Source organism: Ancylobacter moscoviensis, from assembly GCF_007559435.1.
Lineage (GTDB): Bacteria > Pseudomonadota > Alphaproteobacteria > Rhizobiales > Xanthobacteraceae > Ancylobacter > Ancylobacter moscoviensis.
The window spans coordinates 179,385-197,180 of sequence record NZ_VMBP01000001.1 but is presented as its reverse complement, the minus strand read 5'-3'; the positions used below and the strand labels follow the sequence as shown (position 1 = coordinate 197,180).

At 68.6% G+C, this 17,796-nt stretch carries 19 protein-coding genes; 13 read left to right on the top strand and 6 right to left on the bottom strand.

Annotated elements, in window-relative coordinates; genetic code table 11:
* Positions 1 to 135 precede the first annotated feature (135 nt).
* From ccmA to FO470_RS00900, 9 genes are all read left to right on the top strand, one after another.
* Complete coding sequence (gene ccmA, locus FO470_RS00940; protein ID WP_144341059.1) at positions 136 to 762, top strand: heme ABC exporter ATP-binding protein CcmA; 627 nt, start codon at positions 136 to 138, stop codon at positions 760 to 762.
* A gap of 35 nt (positions 763 to 797) precedes the next feature.
* On the top strand, positions 798 to 1,469 hold the full coding sequence (gene ccmB, locus FO470_RS00935) for a heme exporter protein CcmB (RefSeq protein ID WP_144341058.1): 672 nt from the start codon (positions 798 to 800) through the stop codon (positions 1,467 to 1,469).
* A gap of 343 nt (positions 1,470 to 1,812) precedes the next feature.
* Positions 1,813 to 2,367 (top strand): F0F1 ATP synthase subunit delta, encoded by a 555-nt coding sequence (locus FO470_RS00930; RefSeq protein ID WP_144341057.1) that lies wholly within the window; start codon positions 1,813 to 1,815, stop codon positions 2,365 to 2,367.
* On the top strand, positions 2,367 to 3,896 hold the full coding sequence (gene atpA / locus FO470_RS00925) for a F0F1 ATP synthase subunit alpha (protein ID WP_144341056.1): 1,530 nt from the start codon (positions 2,367 to 2,369) through the stop codon (positions 3,894 to 3,896). The genes FO470_RS00930 and atpA overlap by 1 nt, the downstream gene beginning before the upstream one ends.
* A 38-nt stretch (positions 3,897 to 3,934) precedes the next feature.
* A complete protein-coding gene (locus FO470_RS00920; RefSeq protein ID WP_144341055.1) occupies positions 3,935 to 4,819 on the top strand; it encodes a F0F1 ATP synthase subunit gamma in 885 nt (294 codons plus the stop codon).
* A gap of 25 nt (positions 4,820 to 4,844) precedes the next feature.
* On the top strand, positions 4,845 to 6,278 hold the full coding sequence (gene atpD / locus FO470_RS00915) for a F0F1 ATP synthase subunit beta (protein ID WP_144341054.1): 1,434 nt from the start codon (positions 4,845 to 4,847) through the stop codon (positions 6,276 to 6,278).
* A 68-nt stretch (positions 6,279 to 6,346) separates the two neighbouring features.
* Positions 6,347 to 6,763: a F0F1 ATP synthase subunit epsilon gene (locus tag FO470_RS00910; RefSeq protein WP_144341053.1), complete on the top strand. Its 417-nt coding sequence runs from the start codon at positions 6,347 to 6,349 to the stop codon at positions 6,761 to 6,763.
* Positions 6,764 to 6,841: 78 nt separating this feature from the next.
* A complete protein-coding gene (gene tenA / locus FO470_RS00905; protein WP_144341052.1) occupies positions 6,842 to 7,531 on the top strand; it encodes a thiaminase II in 690 nt (229 codons plus the stop codon).
* Positions 7,532 to 7,603: 72 nt separating this feature from the next.
* Complete coding sequence (locus FO470_RS00900) at positions 7,604 to 8,332, top strand: GntR family transcriptional regulator (RefSeq protein ID WP_144341051.1); 729 nt, start codon at positions 7,604 to 7,606, stop codon at positions 8,330 to 8,332.
* Between the two features lie 30 nt (positions 8,333 to 8,362).
* Here FO470_RS00900 and infA read toward each other — a convergent pair whose 3' ends face one another.
* Together infA and FO470_RS00890 are read right to left on the bottom strand one after the other, a co-directional pair.
* Entirely contained in the window at positions 8,363 to 8,644 is a 282-nt protein-coding gene (infA, locus tag FO470_RS00895; protein ID WP_144341050.1) for a translation initiation factor IF-1, read from the bottom strand.
* Between the two features lie 135 nt (positions 8,645 to 8,779).
* Entirely contained in the window at positions 8,780 to 10,486 is a 1,707-nt protein-coding gene (locus tag FO470_RS00890; RefSeq protein WP_144341049.1) for a DEAD/DEAH box helicase, read from the bottom strand.
* A 296-nt stretch (positions 10,487 to 10,782) separates the two neighbouring features.
* Here FO470_RS00890 and FO470_RS00885 point away from each other — a divergent pair, with 296 nt between their 5' ends.
* Positions 10,783 to 11,511, top strand: coding sequence for a class I SAM-dependent methyltransferase (locus FO470_RS00885; RefSeq protein WP_144341048.1), 729 nt, complete (start codon positions 10,783 to 10,785; stop codon positions 11,509 to 11,511).
* Positions 11,512 to 11,517: 6 nt separating this feature from the next.
* On the opposite strand, the gene metW is transcribed toward FO470_RS00885, so the two are convergent.
* Both metW and metX read right to left on the bottom strand, forming a co-directional pair.
* Positions 11,518 to 12,186 (bottom strand): methionine biosynthesis protein MetW, encoded by a 669-nt coding sequence (gene metW, locus FO470_RS00880; protein WP_144341047.1) that lies wholly within the window; start codon positions 12,184 to 12,186, stop codon positions 11,518 to 11,520.
* The gene (metX, locus tag FO470_RS00875) at positions 12,186 to 13,385 is read right to left on the bottom strand and encodes a homoserine O-acetyltransferase MetX (protein ID WP_246659430.1); all 1,200 of its coding nucleotides are present in this window, start codon (positions 13,383 to 13,385) and stop codon (positions 12,186 to 12,188) included. Before metX ends, metW begins: the two co-directional genes overlap by 1 nt.
* A gap of 132 nt (positions 13,386 to 13,517) precedes the next feature.
* Between metX and FO470_RS00870 the strand changes: the two genes are divergently transcribed.
* From FO470_RS00870 to FO470_RS00860, 3 genes are read left to right on the top strand one after another with little or no spacing between them, the layout of a single operon-like run.
* A complete protein-coding gene (locus tag FO470_RS00870) occupies positions 13,518 to 14,420 on the top strand; it encodes a chorismate mutase (RefSeq protein WP_144341045.1) in 903 nt (300 codons plus the stop codon).
* A 47-nt stretch (positions 14,421 to 14,467) separates the two neighbouring features.
* Positions 14,468 to 15,595, top strand: coding sequence for a histidinol-phosphate transaminase (gene hisC / locus FO470_RS00865; RefSeq protein ID WP_144341044.1), 1,128 nt, complete (start codon positions 14,468 to 14,470; stop codon positions 15,593 to 15,595).
* Positions 15,585 to 16,520, top strand: a complete 936-nt coding sequence (locus FO470_RS00860; RefSeq protein WP_144341043.1) for a prephenate/arogenate dehydrogenase family protein — start codon at positions 15,585 to 15,587, stop codon at positions 16,518 to 16,520. Before hisC ends, FO470_RS00860 begins: the two co-directional genes overlap by 11 nt.
* A gap of 21 nt (positions 16,521 to 16,541) precedes the next feature.
* Here FO470_RS00860 and FO470_RS00855 read toward each other — a convergent pair whose 3' ends face one another.
* Together FO470_RS00855 and FO470_RS00850 are read right to left on the bottom strand one after the other, a co-directional pair.
* Complete coding sequence (locus tag FO470_RS00855; protein ID WP_144341042.1) at positions 16,542 to 16,916, bottom strand: VOC family protein; 375 nt, start codon at positions 16,914 to 16,916, stop codon at positions 16,542 to 16,544.
* 78 nt (positions 16,917 to 16,994) lie between these two features.
* Positions 16,995 to 17,705: a helix-turn-helix transcriptional regulator gene (locus tag FO470_RS00850; protein ID WP_144341041.1), complete on the bottom strand. Its 711-nt coding sequence runs from the start codon at positions 17,703 to 17,705 to the stop codon at positions 16,995 to 16,997.
* Between the last annotated feature and the right edge of the window lie 91 nt (positions 17,706 to 17,796).

Genomic DNA, 17,796 nt, shown 5'->3' with positions numbered 1-17,796 from the left:
GCCTTGCGCCGAGGCGAGGACGCATCGTTCGGATTTCTATATAGAGCCATTTCAAACACCGATCCTAGTGGCCTCACGCGATGCATCGAAAAATTGTGCAACGCGATGGCTCCGGTAAGGGAAGGGAGACCATCGATGCGGCTGGTGGCTGAAGGGCTCGCCTGCCGGCGCGGCGCGCGCCAGCTGTTCGAACGCCTCGATTTCACGCTCGAGGCGGGCCGCGCGTTGATCGTCACCGGGCCGAACGGCACGGGCAAATCCTCGCTTCTAAGACTTTTGGCGGGGCTCGCCGCGCCGTCCGCCGGGAAGGTTCGCCTCGAGGGCGCGCCGGAGCCGGAGGATTTTGCCGAGGAGGTGCATTATCTCGGCCATCTCGACGCCCACAAGGCGGCGCTGAGCGCCGAGGAAAGCCTTGCCTTCTGGCGCGCCATGCTCGGCCGTCCGGCTTTTGCCGTGGACGAGGCGCTGGAGGCGGTGGGGCTCGGCGGTCTCGGCCGCCTGCCGGTCGCGGTGCTTTCCGCCGGGCAGAAGCGCCGGCTGGCGCTGGCGCGCCTTCTGGTGAGCGCGCGCCCGCTCTGGCTGCTGGACGAGCCGACGACGGCGCTCGACGTGTCCGCCCAGGCCCGCTTCGGCGCGCTCGCGCGCGCGCATGTTGAAAAGGGCGGGCTCATCGTCGCGGCGACCCATGCCCCGCTCGATTTCGGCCCCTCGCAGGCGCTCGACCTCGACGCGTGGCGCCCTGCGCGGCCGGTGGCGGCATGAGTCGGAGCGACGGCGGCGGGAAGCAACGAGGCGGCATGGGCGGGGCCTTCCTCGCCCTTTTGCGGCGCGATCTGCGGCTCGCCATGCGCGCCGGCGGCGGGGCGGGGCTCGGCGTGGTGTTCTTCCTCGCGGTGGTCGTCATCACCCCCTTCGCCATCGGCCCCGATCTCGCGCTGCTGGCGCGGATCGGGCCGGCGATCCTCTGGATCGGGGCGCTGCTCGCCTCGCTGATCGGCCTCGACCGGCTGTTCGCCGCCGATGCCGAGGACGGCTCGCTCGATGTCATGTCGATGCTGGCGCTTCCCATGGAACTGATCGCCGCCGCCAAGGGGCTGGCGCACTGGATCGCCACCGGCCTGCCGCTGGTGATCGCCGCGCCGGTGTTCTCGCTGCTGCTCAATCTGGAGCCGGCGTCGATCGGCGCGCTGACCCTGACGCTGCTGGTCGGCACCCCGGCGATCACCTTCCTCGGCCTCATCGGCGCGGCCTTTGCGAGCGCCTTCCGGCGCGGCGGCCTGCTGGTGGCCGTGCTGGTGATGCCGCTCACCATTCCGGTGCTGATCTTCGCCGTGGCGGCGACCGGCGCGGCGATCGGTGGCACGGTGCCGTTCGGCACGCCGTTCCGCGTTCTGGTCGGTCTGTCTCTCGCCGCGCTGGTGCTGGGGCCGATCGCGGCGGCGGCGGCGCTGCGGGTGACGCGCGACTGAGCGTCGCTCCCTCCGGAAATGCGCGACATCCCCGCGCAGGGGTGGAAAACCCTCGCCGGGCACGGTGTCCCCAGTTGGTGCAGCAATGCGCCGCAGGTCGGCAAAAGCCTTGATTTGCCGTGAGTCCCGGCGTTGTCGGCCGCTGCGAGGCCGCTACGTCATTTGACCCCCTACATCCCTCACGTCCTCGTGTTGCAGCACGCCCGGAGCCGTGTTAGGGAACCGCCGATCTCAAGGGCGGGTGAGGGAAACTCCCGCTCCGCCTTGAGTTTGAACCCTTCCAGTCCGGAAGCCGGCCCCGCCGCGGCGGGCATCGCTCCGGACAAGCCCCGAGAGAGGCACAGTGGCCGAGACCTACGTATCCGGAGTGGCAGGACGTTACGCGACGGCGCTCTTCGAGCTTGCCCGCGACGCCAATGCCGTCGATGCGGTTAAGGCGGACCTGGACAGGTTCGGCGCCCTGATCGCCGAGAGCAGCGACCTTCAGCGCCTCGTGCGCAGTCCGGTCTTCACCTCCGAGGAGCAGGAAAAGGCGGTTGCCGCCATCCTCGACAAGGCCGGGATCAGCGGTCTCGCCGGCAATTTCTTCAAGACGGTCGCGGCCAATCGCCGACTGTTCACGGTCGAGACGATCATCCGCGCCTTCGCCGCGCTGGTGGCGGCCTACAAGGGCGAAGTGGTGGCCGACGTCACCGTTGCCCAGCCGCTTTCCGATGCTCACGCCGCGACGCTCAAGCAGGCGCTTGATGCGATGACCGGCAAGGACGTCAAGCTCGCCGTCGAGGTCGATCCCTCGCTGCTCGGCGGGCTCAAGGTCAAGCTTGGCTCGAAGCTCGTCGATGCCTCGCTCAAGACCAAGCTCAATTCGATCCGCACTGCGATGAAAGAGGTTCGCTGATGGATATCCGCGCCGCTGAAATTTCCGCGATCCTCAAGGAGCAGATCAAGAACTTCGGCCAGGAAGCCGAAGTCTCCGAGGTGGGTCAGGTCCTCTCCGTCGGTGACGGTATCGCCCGCGTCTACGGCCTCGACACGGTCCAGGCCGGTGAGATGGTCGAGTTCGAGAATGGCACGCGCGGCATGGCGCTGAACCTCGAAATCGACAATGTCGGCGTCGTCATCTTCGGTTCCGACCGCGAGATCAAGGAAGGCCAGACCGTCAAGCGCACCGGCGCCATCGTCGACGTTCCGGTGGGCAAGGGCCTGCTGGGTCGCGTCGTCGACGCCCTCGGCAATCCGATCGACGGCAAGGGCCCGATCGAGTTCACCGAGCGTCGCCGCGTCGACGTGAAGGCGCCGGGCATCATTCCGCGCAAGTCGGTGCACGAGCCGATGCAGACCGGCCTCAAGGCCATCGACGCGATGATCCCCGTCGGTCGCGGCCAGCGCGAGCTGATCATCGGCGACCGCCAGACCGGCAAGACCGCGATCGCGCTCGACACCATCCTGAACCAGAAGCCCATCAACCAGGGCACCGACGAGAAGGCCAAGCTCTACTGCGTCTACGTCGCGGTGGGCCAGAAGCGCTCGACCGTCGCGCAGTTCGTGAAGGTGCTCGAGGAGCAGGGCGCGCTGGAGTATTCCATCGTCGTCGCCGCCACCGCCTCGGACGCCGCGCCGATGCAGTTCCTGGCGCCGTTCGCCGGTACCGCCATGGGCGAGTTCTTCCGTGACAACGGCATGCACGCGCTCATCATCCATGACGACTTGTCCAAGCAGGCCGTGGCGTATCGCCAGATGTCGCTGCTGCTGCGCCGCCCGCCGGGCCGCGAAGCCTATCCCGGAGACGTGTTCTATCTCCACTCGCGCCTGCTCGAGCGCGCCGCGAAGCTGAACGACGAGAACGGCGCCGGCTCGCTGACCGCTCTGCCGGTCATCGAGACCCAGGCCAACGACGTTTCGGCCTACATCCCGACCAACGTGATCTCGATCACCGACGGCCAGATCTTCCTCGAGTCCGATCTGTTCTTCCAGGGCATCCGCCCGGCGGTGAACGTCGGTCTCTCGGTGTCGCGCGTCGGCTCGGCGGCGCAGATCAAGGCGATGAAGCAGGTCGCGGGCAAGATCAAGGGCGAGCTCGCCCAGTACCGTGAGCTGGCTGCCTTCGCCCAGTTCGGCTCGGACCTCGACGCCTCGACGCAGAAGCTGCTGAACCGCGGCGCCCGTCTCACCGAGCTGCTGAAGCAGCCGCAGTTCTCGCCGCTGAAGGTCGAGGAGCAGGTGGTGGTGATCTACGCCGGTACCAACGGCTATCTCGACAGCCTGCCGATCTCCAAGGTCGGGGCCTTCGAGTCCGGTCTGCTGCTGTTCCTGCGTTCGAACCATGCCGACATCCTCGACACCATCCGCACCTCCAAGGAGCTTTCCAAGGAGACCACGGAGAAGCTCGTCAAGGCGCTCGACGCCTTCGCGAAGACCTTCGCCTGATCGGTCGGGTGGTACGAGGGGACGGGAGCCAAGGGTAGATGGCCAGCCTTAAGGAACTGCGCAATCGCATCGCTTCGGTGAAGGCGACGCAGAAGATCACCAAGGCGATGCAGATGGTCGCCGCCGCCAAGCTGCGGCGCGCCCAGCAGGCCGCCGAGGCTGCACGTCCTTATGCGCAGCGCATGGAGAGCGTGCTCGGCAACATCGCCAGCGCCATCTCCGGCGGGCCGGATGCGCCGCTGCTGCTGACCGGCAACGGCAAGGAGCAGACGCATCTGCTCCTCGTGCTGACCGCCGAGCGCGGCCTGTGCGGCGCCTTCAATTCGTCCATCGTCCGCCTCGCCCGCGAGCGTGCGCTCTCGCTCATGGGGCAGGGCAAGACGGTCAAGATCTTCTGCGTCGGCCGCAAGGGCTACGAGGCGCTGCGCCGCCAGTTCGAGAAGCAGATCATCGAGGTCGTCGAGCTGCGCGCGAACAAGGGCGTCACCTTTGCCGACGCCCAGGCGGTCGCCGAGAAGATCGGCACCATGTTCTCGGCCGGCGAGTTCGACGTCGCGACCCAGTTCTTCAGCAGCTTCCACTCGGTGATCTCGCAGGTCCCGACGGCGCAGCAGCTGATTCCCGCCACCTTCGAGGCTCCGGCTGCCGCCGCCGACAAGGGTGCTGCGGCGGTCTACGAATACGAGCCCGGCGAGGCCGAAATCCTTGCCGACCTGCTGCCGCGCAACCTCGCGGTGCAGATCTTCAAGGCGCTGCTCGAGAACGGCGCGTCCGAGCAGGGCGCGCGCATGAGCGCGATGGACAACGCCACCCGCAACGCGGGTGAAATGATCAAGAAGCAGACTTTGACCTACAACCGCACCCGTCAGGCGATGATCACGAAGGAACTGATCGAGATCATCTCCGGCGCCGAGGCGCTGTGAGGCAGGACCCGGAAGGACGACGAACATGGCTAAGGTCGGACGCATCACGCAGGTCATCGGCGCCGTCGTGGACGTGCAGTTCGAGGATCACCTCCCGGAGATCCTGAACGCGCTGGAGACCACCAATAACGGTGCTCGCCTCGTGCTCGAGGTTGCCCAGCACCTGGGCGAGAACACCGTGCGCACCATCGCGATGGACTCGACCGAGGGGCTGGTCCGCGGCGCCGAGGTGAAGGATACGGGCGGCGCGATCTCGGTGCCCGTCGGCGAAGCCACGCTCGGCCGCATCATGAACGTCATCGGCGAGCCGGTGGACGAGGCGGGTCCGCTGGTTGGCGAGGCCACCCGCGGCATTCACCAGCCGGCCCCGACCTATGCCGAGCAGTCGACCGAGGCCGAGATCCTCGTCACCGGCATCAAGGTGGTGGACCTGCTGGCGCCTTATTCCAAGGGCGGCAAGGTCGGCCTGTTCGGCGGCGCCGGGGTCGGCAAGACCGTGCTCATCATGGAGCTCATCAACAACATCGCGAAGGCGCACGGCGGCTACTCCGTGTTCGCTGGCGTGGGCGAGCGTACCCGCGAGGGCAACGACCTCTACCACGAGATGATCGAGTCCAAGGTGAACATCGATCCGCACGAGAACAACGGCTCGGCCACGGGTTCCAAGTGCGCGCTCGTCTACGGCCAGATGAACGAGCCGCCGGGCGCCCGCGCCCGCGTCGCGCTGACCGGCCTCACCGTTGCGGAGCATTTCCGCGACCAGGGCCAGGACGTGCTGTTCTTCGTCGACAACATCTTCCGCTTCACCCAGGCGGGTTCGGAAGTGTCGGCGCTGCTCGGCCGCATTCCCTCGGCGGTGGGCTATCAGCCGACGCTGGCCACCGACATGGGCGCGCTGCAGGAGCGCATCACCACCACGACCAAGGGTTCGATCACCTCGGTGCAGGCCATTTACGTGCCGGCCGACGACCTGACCGACCCGGCGCCCGCCGCCTCCTTCGCGCATCTGGACGCGACGACCGTTCTGTCGCGCTCGATCGCGGAGAAGGGCATCTACCCGGCGGTGGACCCGCTCGACTCGACCTCGCGCATTCTCTCGCCGCTGATCATCGGCGAGGAGCACTACAACGTGGCGCGTCAGGTGCAGCAGACGCTGCAGCGCTACAAGTCGCTGCAGGACATCATCGCGATCCTGGGCATGGACGAACTCTCGGAAGAGGACAAGCTCACCGTCGCCCGCGCCCGCAAGATCGAGCGCTTCCTGTCGCAGCCCTTCCACGTCGCCGAAGTCTTCACCGGTTCGCCCGGCAAGCTCGTCGACCTCGCCGACACCATCAAGGGCTTCAAGGGCCTGGTGGAAGGCAAGTATGATCACCTCCCGGAGCAGGCCTTCTACATGGTCGGCACCATCGAAGAGGCGATCGAGAAGGGCAAGAAGCTGGCTGCCGAGGCGGCGTGATCCGCGCGCCCCGGCCGGTGACGGCACGGGGCGTCGATCACTGAGCTGACGCATCCCCTGGAGGACACATGGCCACCTTCCCGTTCGAACTCGTCTCGCCCGAGCGTCTGGTCTATTCGGGCCAGGTGACGGAAGTCATCGTGCCGGGCACCGAGGGCGAGTTCGGTATCCTCGCCGGCCATTCGCCCTTCGTGTCGACGTTGCAGCCGGGCGTCCTGACCATCAAGGGCGAGGGCGCGCCGCGCAAGCTCTTCGTGCGCGGCGGCTTTGCGGAGGCCAATCCGCAGGGCCTGACGGTGCTCGCCGAGACCGCCATTCCGCTGGCCGAATTCCGGCCGGAGAAGCTGGCGCAGATGATCAAGGACGCCGAGGAAGACGTCGAGGACGCCCGCGACGAGGCCACCCGCGCCCGCCGCCTGCTGTTCCTCGAGCAGCTCAAGTCGTCCGCGGCCGCCATCGAGGCCGATGCGCGCGGCGCGCACTGAGCCTCGTTGCGGACCATAAGATGCTTGTGATTCGGGCCGCTGCTACAGCGGCCCTTTTCATTTTCGCAGGAGACGCGAATGAGTGACGCCACGAGCTTCAGCGCCTCGACCTTCAGCGCGCATGCCTGGGGCCGCAACCTGCCGACCTACGAGGCGATCCGCGCCATGCCGTTCAACGACGCGCTGGCGGACGGCACGCTCTCGCTGGAACGCTTCCGCCACTACATGGTGCAGGACGCGCATTACCTCATCGCCTTCGGCCGAGGCCTTGCGATCGCCGCCGCCAAGGCCGACGATCCGGACGGGCTGGTGCAGTTCGCGGAAGCCGCCAAGGTCGCCGTCGTGGTCGAGCGCTCGCTGCACGCCGACTTCTTCGAGACATTCGGCATCGGCCCGGAAGAGTTCTCTCGGACCGAGATGTCGCCGGTCTGCCATCATTATTCGAACTTCCTGATCGCCACCGCCTACGCCGAGCCCTATCCGGTGGTGCTGGCCGCCCTGCTGCCCTGCTTCTGGATCTATGCCGAGATCGGTCGCGATATCCTTGGCCGGGCCGCGCGTCCCAATCCGTATGATGCGTGGATCGATACCTATGCCGGCGAGGAGTTCCACGAGGCGGTGCGGGCGGTGATCGCCACGACCGACCGAGCGGCGAGCGGCGCCTCTCCGGATGTGCTGGCGCGCATGCACGTCGCCTACCGCCGGGCGACGCAGCTCGAATGGATGTTCTGGGATTCCGCCTGGAGGCTGGCCGATTGGCCAGTGTAAGCGCCCGTGCCTGGACTAGGCGCGCCGGCCCGAAACATGCATGAATGGCCGGGGCATTTTTCCGGCTGACATATGAACGTCCAGACGATCCACACCGGCGAGACGACGCGCGGCCAGTCGGAGCGGCGTATCCGTGGCCGCATACTGGAAGCTATCTTCGAGCGGCGTCTGCCGCCCGGTGAAAAGCTGACCGAGGATCGGCTCGGGGAATTGTTCGGGGTGAGCCGCACGGTGGTGCGTCAGGCTCTGGCGCGGCTGGCGCAGGACGGCATCGTCGAGCAGCGGCCCAATCGCGGCGCCTATGTCGCCGCCCCCAGCCGGGCGGAGGCACGGCATGTGCTGGCGGCACGCGCGGTTGTCGAGCCGGAAGTGGCGAGCGCGGCGGCGTGTGGCTGCGACCGTCACGGGCTCGAACGGTTGCACCGTCACATCGCGCAGGAGAACGAGGTCCGCGTGGCCGAGGACCGTGCCGCCCTCGTGCGGCTGACCGGCGAGTTCCACGTCGTTCTGGCGGAAGTGGCGGGCAACCCCGTCTTCGTCCGGCTCCTCACCGAACTGCAGGCGCTGAGCTCGCTCTCCATCCTGCTCTATGCGCGCGGCGAGCGCGCCGCCTGCCCGCCGGACGAGCATGGCGCCATCGTCGACGCCATCGGCCGTGGCGACGCCGAGGAAGCCGCCCGGCTGATGCGCGCGCATATCGCGCATGTGGCGGCCGATATGGATGTGAGCGATCCGGCCGAGCGACCGGAAGGGCTGGCGCAGGTGCTCGGTGTCACGCCACGCCGGCGGCCGCCGCGCTGAGCGCGTGCAGGCCGGCAGGCGGCGGACGAATCAGCGGCGACGGCCCGGCGGCGGACGGCGCTGGCCGCTGCCCACGGGCGGGGTCGGCCCGCCGGTCTTGTGACGGAAGTTGATGCGTCCGCGCTCCAGGTCGTAGGGCGACATCTCGACGACGACGCGGTCGCCGACGATGGTGCGGATGCGGTTCTTCTTCATCTTGCCCGCCGCGTAGGCGAGTATCTCGTGTTCATTGTCGAGCACGACGCGGAAGTTGCCGTCGGGCAGGACTTCCGTCACGGTGCCGTCGAACTCGAGCAGTTCCTCTTTCGCCATTAATGGCTCTCCTCGTACAGGCTGCTGCCGGCTTCGCCGCTAGGCAAATACCCTGACGGCAGGCTTTTGTCTCGCTTAGATGTACGAAGCGGGACCGATGGTCCCGCTTCGCGTGTCGTTATGACGGCGTGGCGCTCAGGGCGCCGCGCGGAAGGACTTGCGCCGGGGCGGGCGACGACCCTCGCGCGCCGGACCCTCGCGGCGGGCGCCATCGGGGCGGCCGCCCTCATGACGATGGCCCTCGTGGCGGTGTCCCTCATGACGAGCGCCCTCGTGGCGCGGACCTTCGTGGCGCGAACCTTCGTGGCGGGCACCCTCGGAACGGTGCGCGCCCTCGGCACGCTGGCCGTCACGATGACGTCCGTCCGGGCGGGAGCCTTCGTGACGGTGTCCCTCCTTGCGCGGCGCGTCATGCGCGGCGCGCTCGGGACGGAAACCGCCACGCTCCTCGCCGCGCCCTTCGCCCGAACGCTGGTCGGGGCGGGGGCCGCGATGGAACGGGCGCTGCTCTTCCTCGCGGCGCGGGCCGCGTTCCTCGCTCCGCGCCTCGCCGCCACGGTGATCCGGGCGGGGGCCGCGATGGAACGGACGCTGCTCGCCCTCACGGCGTGGGCCACGGTTCTCGCGCGGGCCACGCTCTTCGCGGAAGCTGTTGTCCTCGCGGCCGGCTACCGGCCGGGTGGTGCCGTCGCGGCGGGTCTCGCCACGGCGGTCGACCGAGGGGATGGTCAGCTTGATCAGCCGCTCGATGTCGCGCAGATAGGCGCGCTCCTCGCCGTCGCAGAAGGAGATGGCGATGCCTTCGCGGCCGGCGCGTGCGGTGCGGCCGATGCGGTGGACATAGCTCTCCGGCACGTTGGGCAGGTCGTAATTGATCACATGGCTCACGCCCGGCACGTCGATGCCGCGCGCGGCGATGTCGGTCGCCACCAGCACCTTCACCGTGCCCTGACGGAAGGCCGCGAGGGCGCGCTCGCGCTGCGGCTGGGACTTGTTGCCGTGGATCGCCTCGGCGGCGATGCCGGCACCGGCCAGCCCCTTCACCACACGGTCGGCGCCGTGCTTGGTGCGCGAGAACACGAGCGCCCGGTCGAGCGTGGGCTCGGAGAGCACCTCGATCAGCAGGTTCGGCTTGCCGGCGCGGTCGGTGAGGAACACCTTCTGCTCGATACGGTCGGCGGTCTTGGCGACCGGCGTCACCGCCACGCGCACCGGATCGGTGAGCAGCGCCTCGGCGAGCTTCTCGATCTCGCGCGGCATGGTGGCGGAGAAGAACAGGTTGCGGCGCTTCCTCGGCAGCCGGGCGACGATGGCGCGGATGGCGTGGATGAAGCCCATGTCGAGCATCTGGTCGGCTTCGTCGAGCACGAAGACCTCGACCATGTCGAGGCGGACCGCGTTGTTCTCAAGCAGGTCGACGAGGCGGCCGGGCGTGGCGACCAGCACGTCGACGCCATTGGCCAGCGTGCGGGCCTGACGGCCGATCGGCACGCCGCCGATGGCGAGCGCGGTCGAGGGACGCACGTGCTTGCCATAGAGGCGGAAGCTCTCGAGGATCTGGCCGGAGAGCTCGCGGGTCGGGCTCAGCACAAGGGCGCGGGCCGAGCGGCGTTCCGGCCGGAAGCGGTGCGTCACGAGGTGATGGAGGATCGGCAGCGCGAAGGCTGCGGTCTTGCCGGTGCCGGTCTGGGCGATGCCCACCAGATCGTGGCCGGCGAGAACCTGCGGCACGGCCTGCGACTGGATCGGGGTGGGGGTGGTGTGGTTCGCTTCCGCGAGGGCTTTCAGAATGGGCTCGGCAAGGCCGAGTTCGGCGAAACTGGTCAAGTAACGTTCTTTCATGGGCGATTGCGTCCGCGCGCACAAAAGGGCACGAACCGCGAATCACGGGGGTGGTGAGACACCCCGCGTGGCCTGGGACGTCGGCGATTTCCGATGATGAGGGGCCGAAGACTGCCGCGGCTTGCAAGATGGAGACGGAATTTCCGGTCAGTTTGACCTGAAAGGATCCGGCTCCCAGCCGAAGCGGACATCGAGCGACGCGGCCCCGATACGGACGCTTGCCCGTATGCCCTGCCTATGTGGCCTAAAAGGGTGGTGATTTCAAGGCGTCACCGGCCCGGCTATATAATCGGGCCATGTATCCCGATGTCGTCGGCCTTCGCAGCTTCTATGCCCAGCCGCTCGGTGTGGTGACGCGCCGGCTGGTCGGGCGCGCCGTCCGCGCGCGCTTCGACAATGTGCGCGGACTGTCGCTGCTCGGCATCGGCTATGCGACGCCCTATCTCGGCATGTTCCGCGAGGAGTGCGAGCGCTCGCTCGCCTTCATGCCCGGTGCGCAGGGGGTGACGCGCTGGCCTTCCGCCGCGCCGACGCTGGCGGCCCTCGTCGACGAGACCGAGCTGCCGCTGCGCGACGGCATGATCGATCGCGTCATCGCGGTCCACCTGCTGGAGATGACGCCGGACGCCGGGGAGGTGCTGCGCGAGGTCTGGCGCGTGCTGGCGCCGGGCGGAAGGCTGCTCTGCGTGGTGCCGAGCCGCCGCGGCATCTGGGCGCGCACGGAGAACAACCCCTTCGGCCATGGCCGGCCCTTCTCGCGCACCCAGATCACCGACCTGCTGCGCGGCGCGCTGTTCACGCCGGTAGGCTGGGACGAGGCGCTGTTCATCCCGCCGGTGGCGCGCAACTGGTTCCTGCGCTCGGCCGTGGCGTGGGAGCGGGCGGGGGCCACGCTGGCGCTGCCCTTCGCCGGCGTGCACATCGTCGAGGCGACCAAGCAGGTCTACAAGCCGGTGTCGACCAAGCGCCGCTCGCGCCTGCGCGTGCTGCAGCCGGTCCTCGCGCCGCAGCCGGTGGGCGGGTAGGCCGGCTTAGCCCTTCCGCGACAGCAGGAATACCGCCTGCTCGCCGAGCAGGTTCCACACCGCCCAGGGCAGGTTGAAGCGCACCGGGTGGCCGGAGGCATTGAGGGCGGTGGCGCGGTCGATGCGCGCGCCGACCTCCTGGACCAGGTCCACGAAGTCGCGGATGGTGCAGAAATGGATGTTCGGCGTGTCGTGCCAGCTATAGGGCAGGTTTTCCGTGCTCGGCATGCGGCCGTTGATCAGCAGGTCGAGCCGCATGCGCCAGAAGCCGAAATTGGGGAACGAGATGATGGCGTGGCTGCCCACCCGCAGCATCTGCTCCAGCACCCATTTCGGCCGGCGCGTCGCCTGGATGGTCTGCGACAGGATCACATAGTCGAAGGCGTTGTCCGGATAGTCCGCGAGATCGACGTCCGCGTCGCCCTGGATGATGGGGAGGCCGCGGGCGACCCCGGCATTCACACCCTCACGCGAGAGCTCGATGCCGCGCGCGTCGCAGCCGCGCGTGGTGGCGAGCAGCTCGAGCAGTTCGCCGTCGCCCGAACCGATGTCGAGGACGCGCGAGCCAGGCTGCACCATGTCGGCGATCAGCAGCAGATCGACGCGCGCGCCGGAGGCGGCGCGTGCGGCTTCCTTCATGGTGAGGTCGTGGACGGCGAGATCGCGCGGCGACATCAGTTCACTCCCACCGTGCGCGCGGCGGCGTCGATGAAGCCGCGCGTGATGGCGAAGAATTCCGGCTCGTCGAGCAGGAAGGCGTCATGGCCCTTGTCGCTTTCGATCTCGGCGAAGGAGACCGAGGCGCCGGCCGCGTTCAGCGCGTGCACGACGGCCCGCGAATCCGCCGTGGTGAACAGCCAGTCGGAGGTGAAGGAAACGAGACAGAACCTCGTTTTGGAGCCCTTGAACGCGTTGGCCAGCACGCCGTCATAGTCCGCCGCGAGGTCGAAGTAGTCCATGGCGCGGGTGACATAGAGATAGGAGTTGGCGTCGAAGCGGTCGACGAACGCCTCGCCCTGATGGCGCAGATAGCTTTCCACCTGGAAGTCGGCGTCGAAGGAGAAGGTACGCCCCTCGCGATCCTGCAATCGCCGGCCGAACTTCCGGTGCAGCGAGGAGTCCGACATATAGGTGATGTGCGCGGCCATGCGCGCGACCGCGAGGCCGCGGCGCGGGCTGGTATTCTCGCTGAGATAGCGCCCGCCGTGCCAGTCCGGATCGGCCATGATCGCCTGCCGGCCGACTTCGTGGAAGGCGATGTTCTGTGCCGAGTGGCGCGCGGCGGTGGCGATGGGCATGGCCGCGAAGACCCGCTCGGGATAGCTCACCGCCCATTGCAGCACCTGCATGCCGCCCATGGAGCCGCCCACCACGGCGAGCAGCTTCTCGATGCCGAGATGATCGACCAGCATCGCCTGCGCGCGCACCATGTCGCCGATGGTCAGGACGGGAAAGTCGAGGCCATAGGGCTGGCCCGTCGCGGGATTGGTCGAGGAGGGACCGGTGCTGCCGAGGCAGCCGCCGATGACGTTCGAGCTGATGACGAAGAAGCGGTCCGTGTCGACCGGCTTGCCGGGGCCGATCAGCGTCTCCCACCAGCCGGGCTTGCCGGTGACGGGATGGACATTGGCTGCATGCTGGTCGCCGGAGAGCGCGTGGCAGATGAGGATCGCGTTGGTACGCGCCGCGTTCAGCGTGCCGTAGGTCTGGTAGCCGATCTGGAACGGGCTCAGCACAGCGCCGGAATCGAGGCGCAGCGGCTTGTCGGCGCCGAAGCGCGCAAGCGCCGAATGCGGATGATCCGCCTCGCCCCGCGCCGGCTCGAAGGACCGGACGTCGCCATTGGCCGTGCTGTCGGAGGTAGAAGCCGTCATGGGAACCGTCATACCGGACGAAGAGTTCGTTATACCGGACGATCGGATGATCCCACAGCCGCGACTTGTCAATATGCGGGCCCGGCAGATTTTATTTTGCGCGGGCCGCGCGCGGCGCTACGACATCCGCCGATGGACAAGATCGCCAACATACCGGCCGCGCCGCAATCCGCCACCGCTCCGGCGTCCGCCGACTCCGGGACGGACCTCGCGACGCTGCGCGCGGAGATCGACCGCATCGATGCCTCGATGCACGCGCTTTTGATGGAGCGCGGGCAGATCATCGACCGGCTCGTCGCGGTCAAGCGCTCGCGCGGCGCCGAGGGTGGCTCTGCTTTCCGTCCGGCGCGCGAGGCCTCGATGATGCGCCGCCTCGTCGACCGGCATCGCGGTATCCTGCCGCTCGACACGGTGGAGGGTATCTGGCGCGTCATCATCTCCACCTTCACCTATGTGCAGGCGCCCTACGCCGTTCACGCCGACCTCGCTTCCGGCGAGGCGGCGATGCGCGATGCCTCGCGCTTCCATTTCGGCTTCACCGTGCCGTTCATCGGCCATATGGGCGCGTCCGGCGTGGTGGCGGCGGTGGCCCGCTCGCGCGGCGACCTTGGCCTGGTGCCGGCCTTCGCCGCGCCGAGCGCCGGCGCCTGGTGGACCGCGCTGGAAGGCGAGCACGCGCCGAAGGTCATCGCCCGCCTGCCCTTCGTCGAGCGCGCCGACCATCCGGCCGGGCTGCCGGTGTTCTGCATCGCCCATCCGGTGACCGACGGCGCGGTGACGGAAGTGGAGGCGTGGAGCCTGCACGTCTCCGGCTGGAACGCGCAGGCGGCGCGGGCGCTCGCCCCGCTGGCCGAAATCATCGCCGTGCCCGACCGCGGCCTCGACGGCGCGGCGCTGCTCGCCTCGATCCCGGTCGGCGGCACGGTCAGCCTCGACGCCGTGCTGGCGGCGCTGCGCGCCTCTGGCGCCTCGGTGCGCGCGGCGGCTCTCGTCGGCAGCCACGCGAGCCGCTATACCCACCAGCCGCAAGGCTGATACCTCCCCTGGCAAATCGCCGTCCTTCCGTCGATCGGAGCTCCGTCATGTCGTCCGCCGCCCTTCCGACCCGTCCCGTCCCGCGCGCCAACGTGCTGGCGATCGAGGCCTATGTGCCGGGCAAGGCGCATGCGGGCGAGGGCGTGAAGGTGCACAAGCTCTCCTCCAATGAGAGCCCGCTCGGCCCGAGCCCGAAGGCGCTCGAAGCCTTCCAATCCGCCGACGCGCTGGAGATCTATCCCGACGGCTCCTCGACCGGGCTGCGCGAGGCGATTGGCGCCGCCTATGGCCTCGATCCGGCGCGCATCGTCTGCGGCACCGGCTCGGACGAGCTGATCAACCTCATCGCCCATGCCTATGCCGGACCGGGCGACGAGGTGCTCTATTCGCAATACGGCTTCCTCATCTACCGCATCGCCGCGCTCACGGCCGGCGCGACGCCGGTCGTCGCTCCCGAGAAGGATTACCGCTCCGACGTCGACGCGCTGCTGGCGGCGGTGACTTCGAGGACGCGCGTGGTCTTCCTCGCCAACCCGAACAACCCGACCGGCACCTATCTGCCCTTCGACGAGGTGAAGCGGCTGCAGCGCGGCCTGCCGCCCAACGTGCTCCTCGCGCTCGACGCGGCCTATGCGGAGTACGTTCGGCGCAACGACTATGAATCCGGCATCGAATTGGTCGCCACCTGCTCGAACGTCGTGATGCTGCGCACCTTCTCCAAGGTCCACGGCCTTGCGGCGCTGCGCGTCGGCTGGCTCTACGGACCGGCGGAGGTGGTGGACGCGGTCAACCGCATCCGCGGCGCCTTCAACGTCTCGGCGCCCGGCATCGCCGCGGCGACCGCCGCCATTCGTGACGTCGGCCACCTGGAAGCGTCGGTGGCGCACAACGAGACCTGGCTGCCCTGGCTGACCAGCGAACTGACCGCGCTCGGCCTCACCGTGACGCCGAGCGTCGCCAACTTCCTGCTGGTGCATTTCCCCGACCTGCCGGGCAAGCGCGCCAGGGAGGCCGACGCCTTCCTCATGCAGCGTGGGCTGATCCTGCGCCGGGTGGACGCCTATGGCATCCCCGGCGCGCTGCGCCTCTCCGTCGGGACCGAGGAGGCCAACCGGCTGCTGGTGGCGACGCTGGCCGAGTTCCTGGGAAAAACGGGGACCGGCCATGGTGCTTGATCCGCCGCTCGCCAGCCCCATCGTCGGCCGGCTCACCGTCATCGGCATCGGCCTGATCGGCTCGTCCATCCTGCACGCCGCCAGGGCGCGCGGGCTTGCCGGCACGCGGGTCGCCTATGATGCCTCGCCGGCGGTGCGCGAGCGGGCGCTGGCGCTCGGCCTCGCCGACCTCGTGGCTTCGACGCCGGAGCAGGCCGTGCGCGATGCCGACATCGTCATCCTCTGCGTGCCGGTCGGCGCCATGGGCACGGTGGCGGCGGAGATCGGCCCGCACCTGAAGCCCGGCGCCATCGTCTCCGATGTCGGCTCGGTCAAGGGCGCGGTGCTGGCCGCCCTGCGCGCGCACCTGCCCGAGGGCGTGCATATCGTCCCCGGCCATCCGGTGGCGGGCACGGAATATTCCGGCCCGGACGCGGGCTTCGCCACGCTGTTCAAGAACCGCTGGTCGATCCTTACCCCGCCCGAAGGCGCGGACGAGGGCGCGGTGGCGACGCTCACCGCGCTGTGGACGGCGATGGGCGCCAATGTCGAGACCATGACGGCCGACCACCACGATCTGGTGCTGGCCATCACCTCGCATGTGCCGCACCTCATCGCCTACAACATCGTCGGCACGGCGGCGGATCTGGAAGCTGTCACGCAGTCCGAGGTGATCAAGTATTCGGCCGGCGGCTTCCGTGACTTCACCCGCATCGCCGCCTCCGACCCGACCATGTGGCGCGACGTGTTCCTCAACAACCGCGAGGCGGTGCTGGAGGTCCTCGGCCGCTTCACCGAGGACCTGATCGCGCTGCAGCGCTCGATCCGCTGGGCCGAGGGCGACAAGCTGTTCGACCTGTTCACCCGCACCCGCGCCATCCGCCGCTCGATCATCGAGATCGGCCAGGAGACCGACGCGCCGGACTTCGGCCGCGCCCACGACTGAACGGGGGGACGAGCGTCCCCCTCACATGTCCTTGTCGGAGGCGTAGACCCGCAGGCGATGCCCGTCGGGATCGAGCGCCACGAAGCTGCGGCCGAAATCGAGGTCGGTCGGCGGCAGGGCGATCGGCACGCCCTTGTTGGCCCAGCATTCATACTGGGCGTCGACGGCGGCGGCGTCCGCCACGCGGAAGCCGATCTCGTTGCCGCCGGAGCGCAGATGCGGCAGCGGCTTCACCCCGTCGCGCCGCCACAGGGCGAGCGACATGCCGGGCGCCAGCTCCAGCACGGCCACGCTGGCGGTTTCCTTGATGGGTCGGCGCTCCAGGAGCGACCCGTAGAAGCGCGCGCTCGCGGCGGGGTCGTTGACGTAGAGAAGGATCTTGCTTGCGTCGATCATGATCGCCCCCGATCGATTGTTCGGAGGGAAGCTAGCCGGATCTGCTGCCAGTTTTCGTCAGCATGATCGGGCGCTGCATCATTCGGCGCTGAACGATTCCTGCGCGTGCTGCGCGTATTTCACCTGCTTCCATTGGCGCAGCAGGTCCGCCCGCCGGGTCGGGTAGCGCGTCTCCGTCATCTCGACCGTGGCGATCCGGTCGGTGCGGAAGCTGCGGAAATCGTCGCGCAGTTCGCACCAACCGATCAATAGCCGGACCTGATCAAAGAAGGCGAGCGCGAAGGGCCAGACTACCCGCTCGCTCGCCGTTCCGTTGGCGTCGCTGTAGCGCAACGCGAGCTTGCGCTCGGTGCGGATCGCCTTGCGCAGGATCGCCGGGTCGATGGCGTCGGCGGGGATCGGGGCGCCCGGCGCGATGAATAGCGCCGAACCTTCCATCTCCTCACGCAGGTCCGGCGGCAGCACCGCGCCGATACGGGCGAGCGCGGAGCGCGCGGCTTCGGCGAGGCGGCCGTCGGCGCGCTCGGCGACCCAGCGCGAGCCGAGCACCAGCGCTTCGATCTCCTCCGGCGGGAACATCAGCGGAGGCAGCAGGAAGCCGGGACGCAGCACATAGCCGACGCCGGCCTCGCCCTCGATGGTCGCTCCCTGGGCCTGCAGGCTGGCGATGTCGCGATAGAGGGTGCGCAGGCTCACGCCGATCTCTCCGGCCAGCACGCGTCCGCTGACCGGACGGCGATGGCGGCGCAGCACCTGCAGGAGATCGAAGAGGCGTTCGGATCGCGACATGCGCCGATCATAGCGCGAGCCCTGCTGTCAGATAATGGCAGCAGGGGTACAGCCGTTATGGCCGGGCCTGGCCCGGCCATCTCTATGCCTT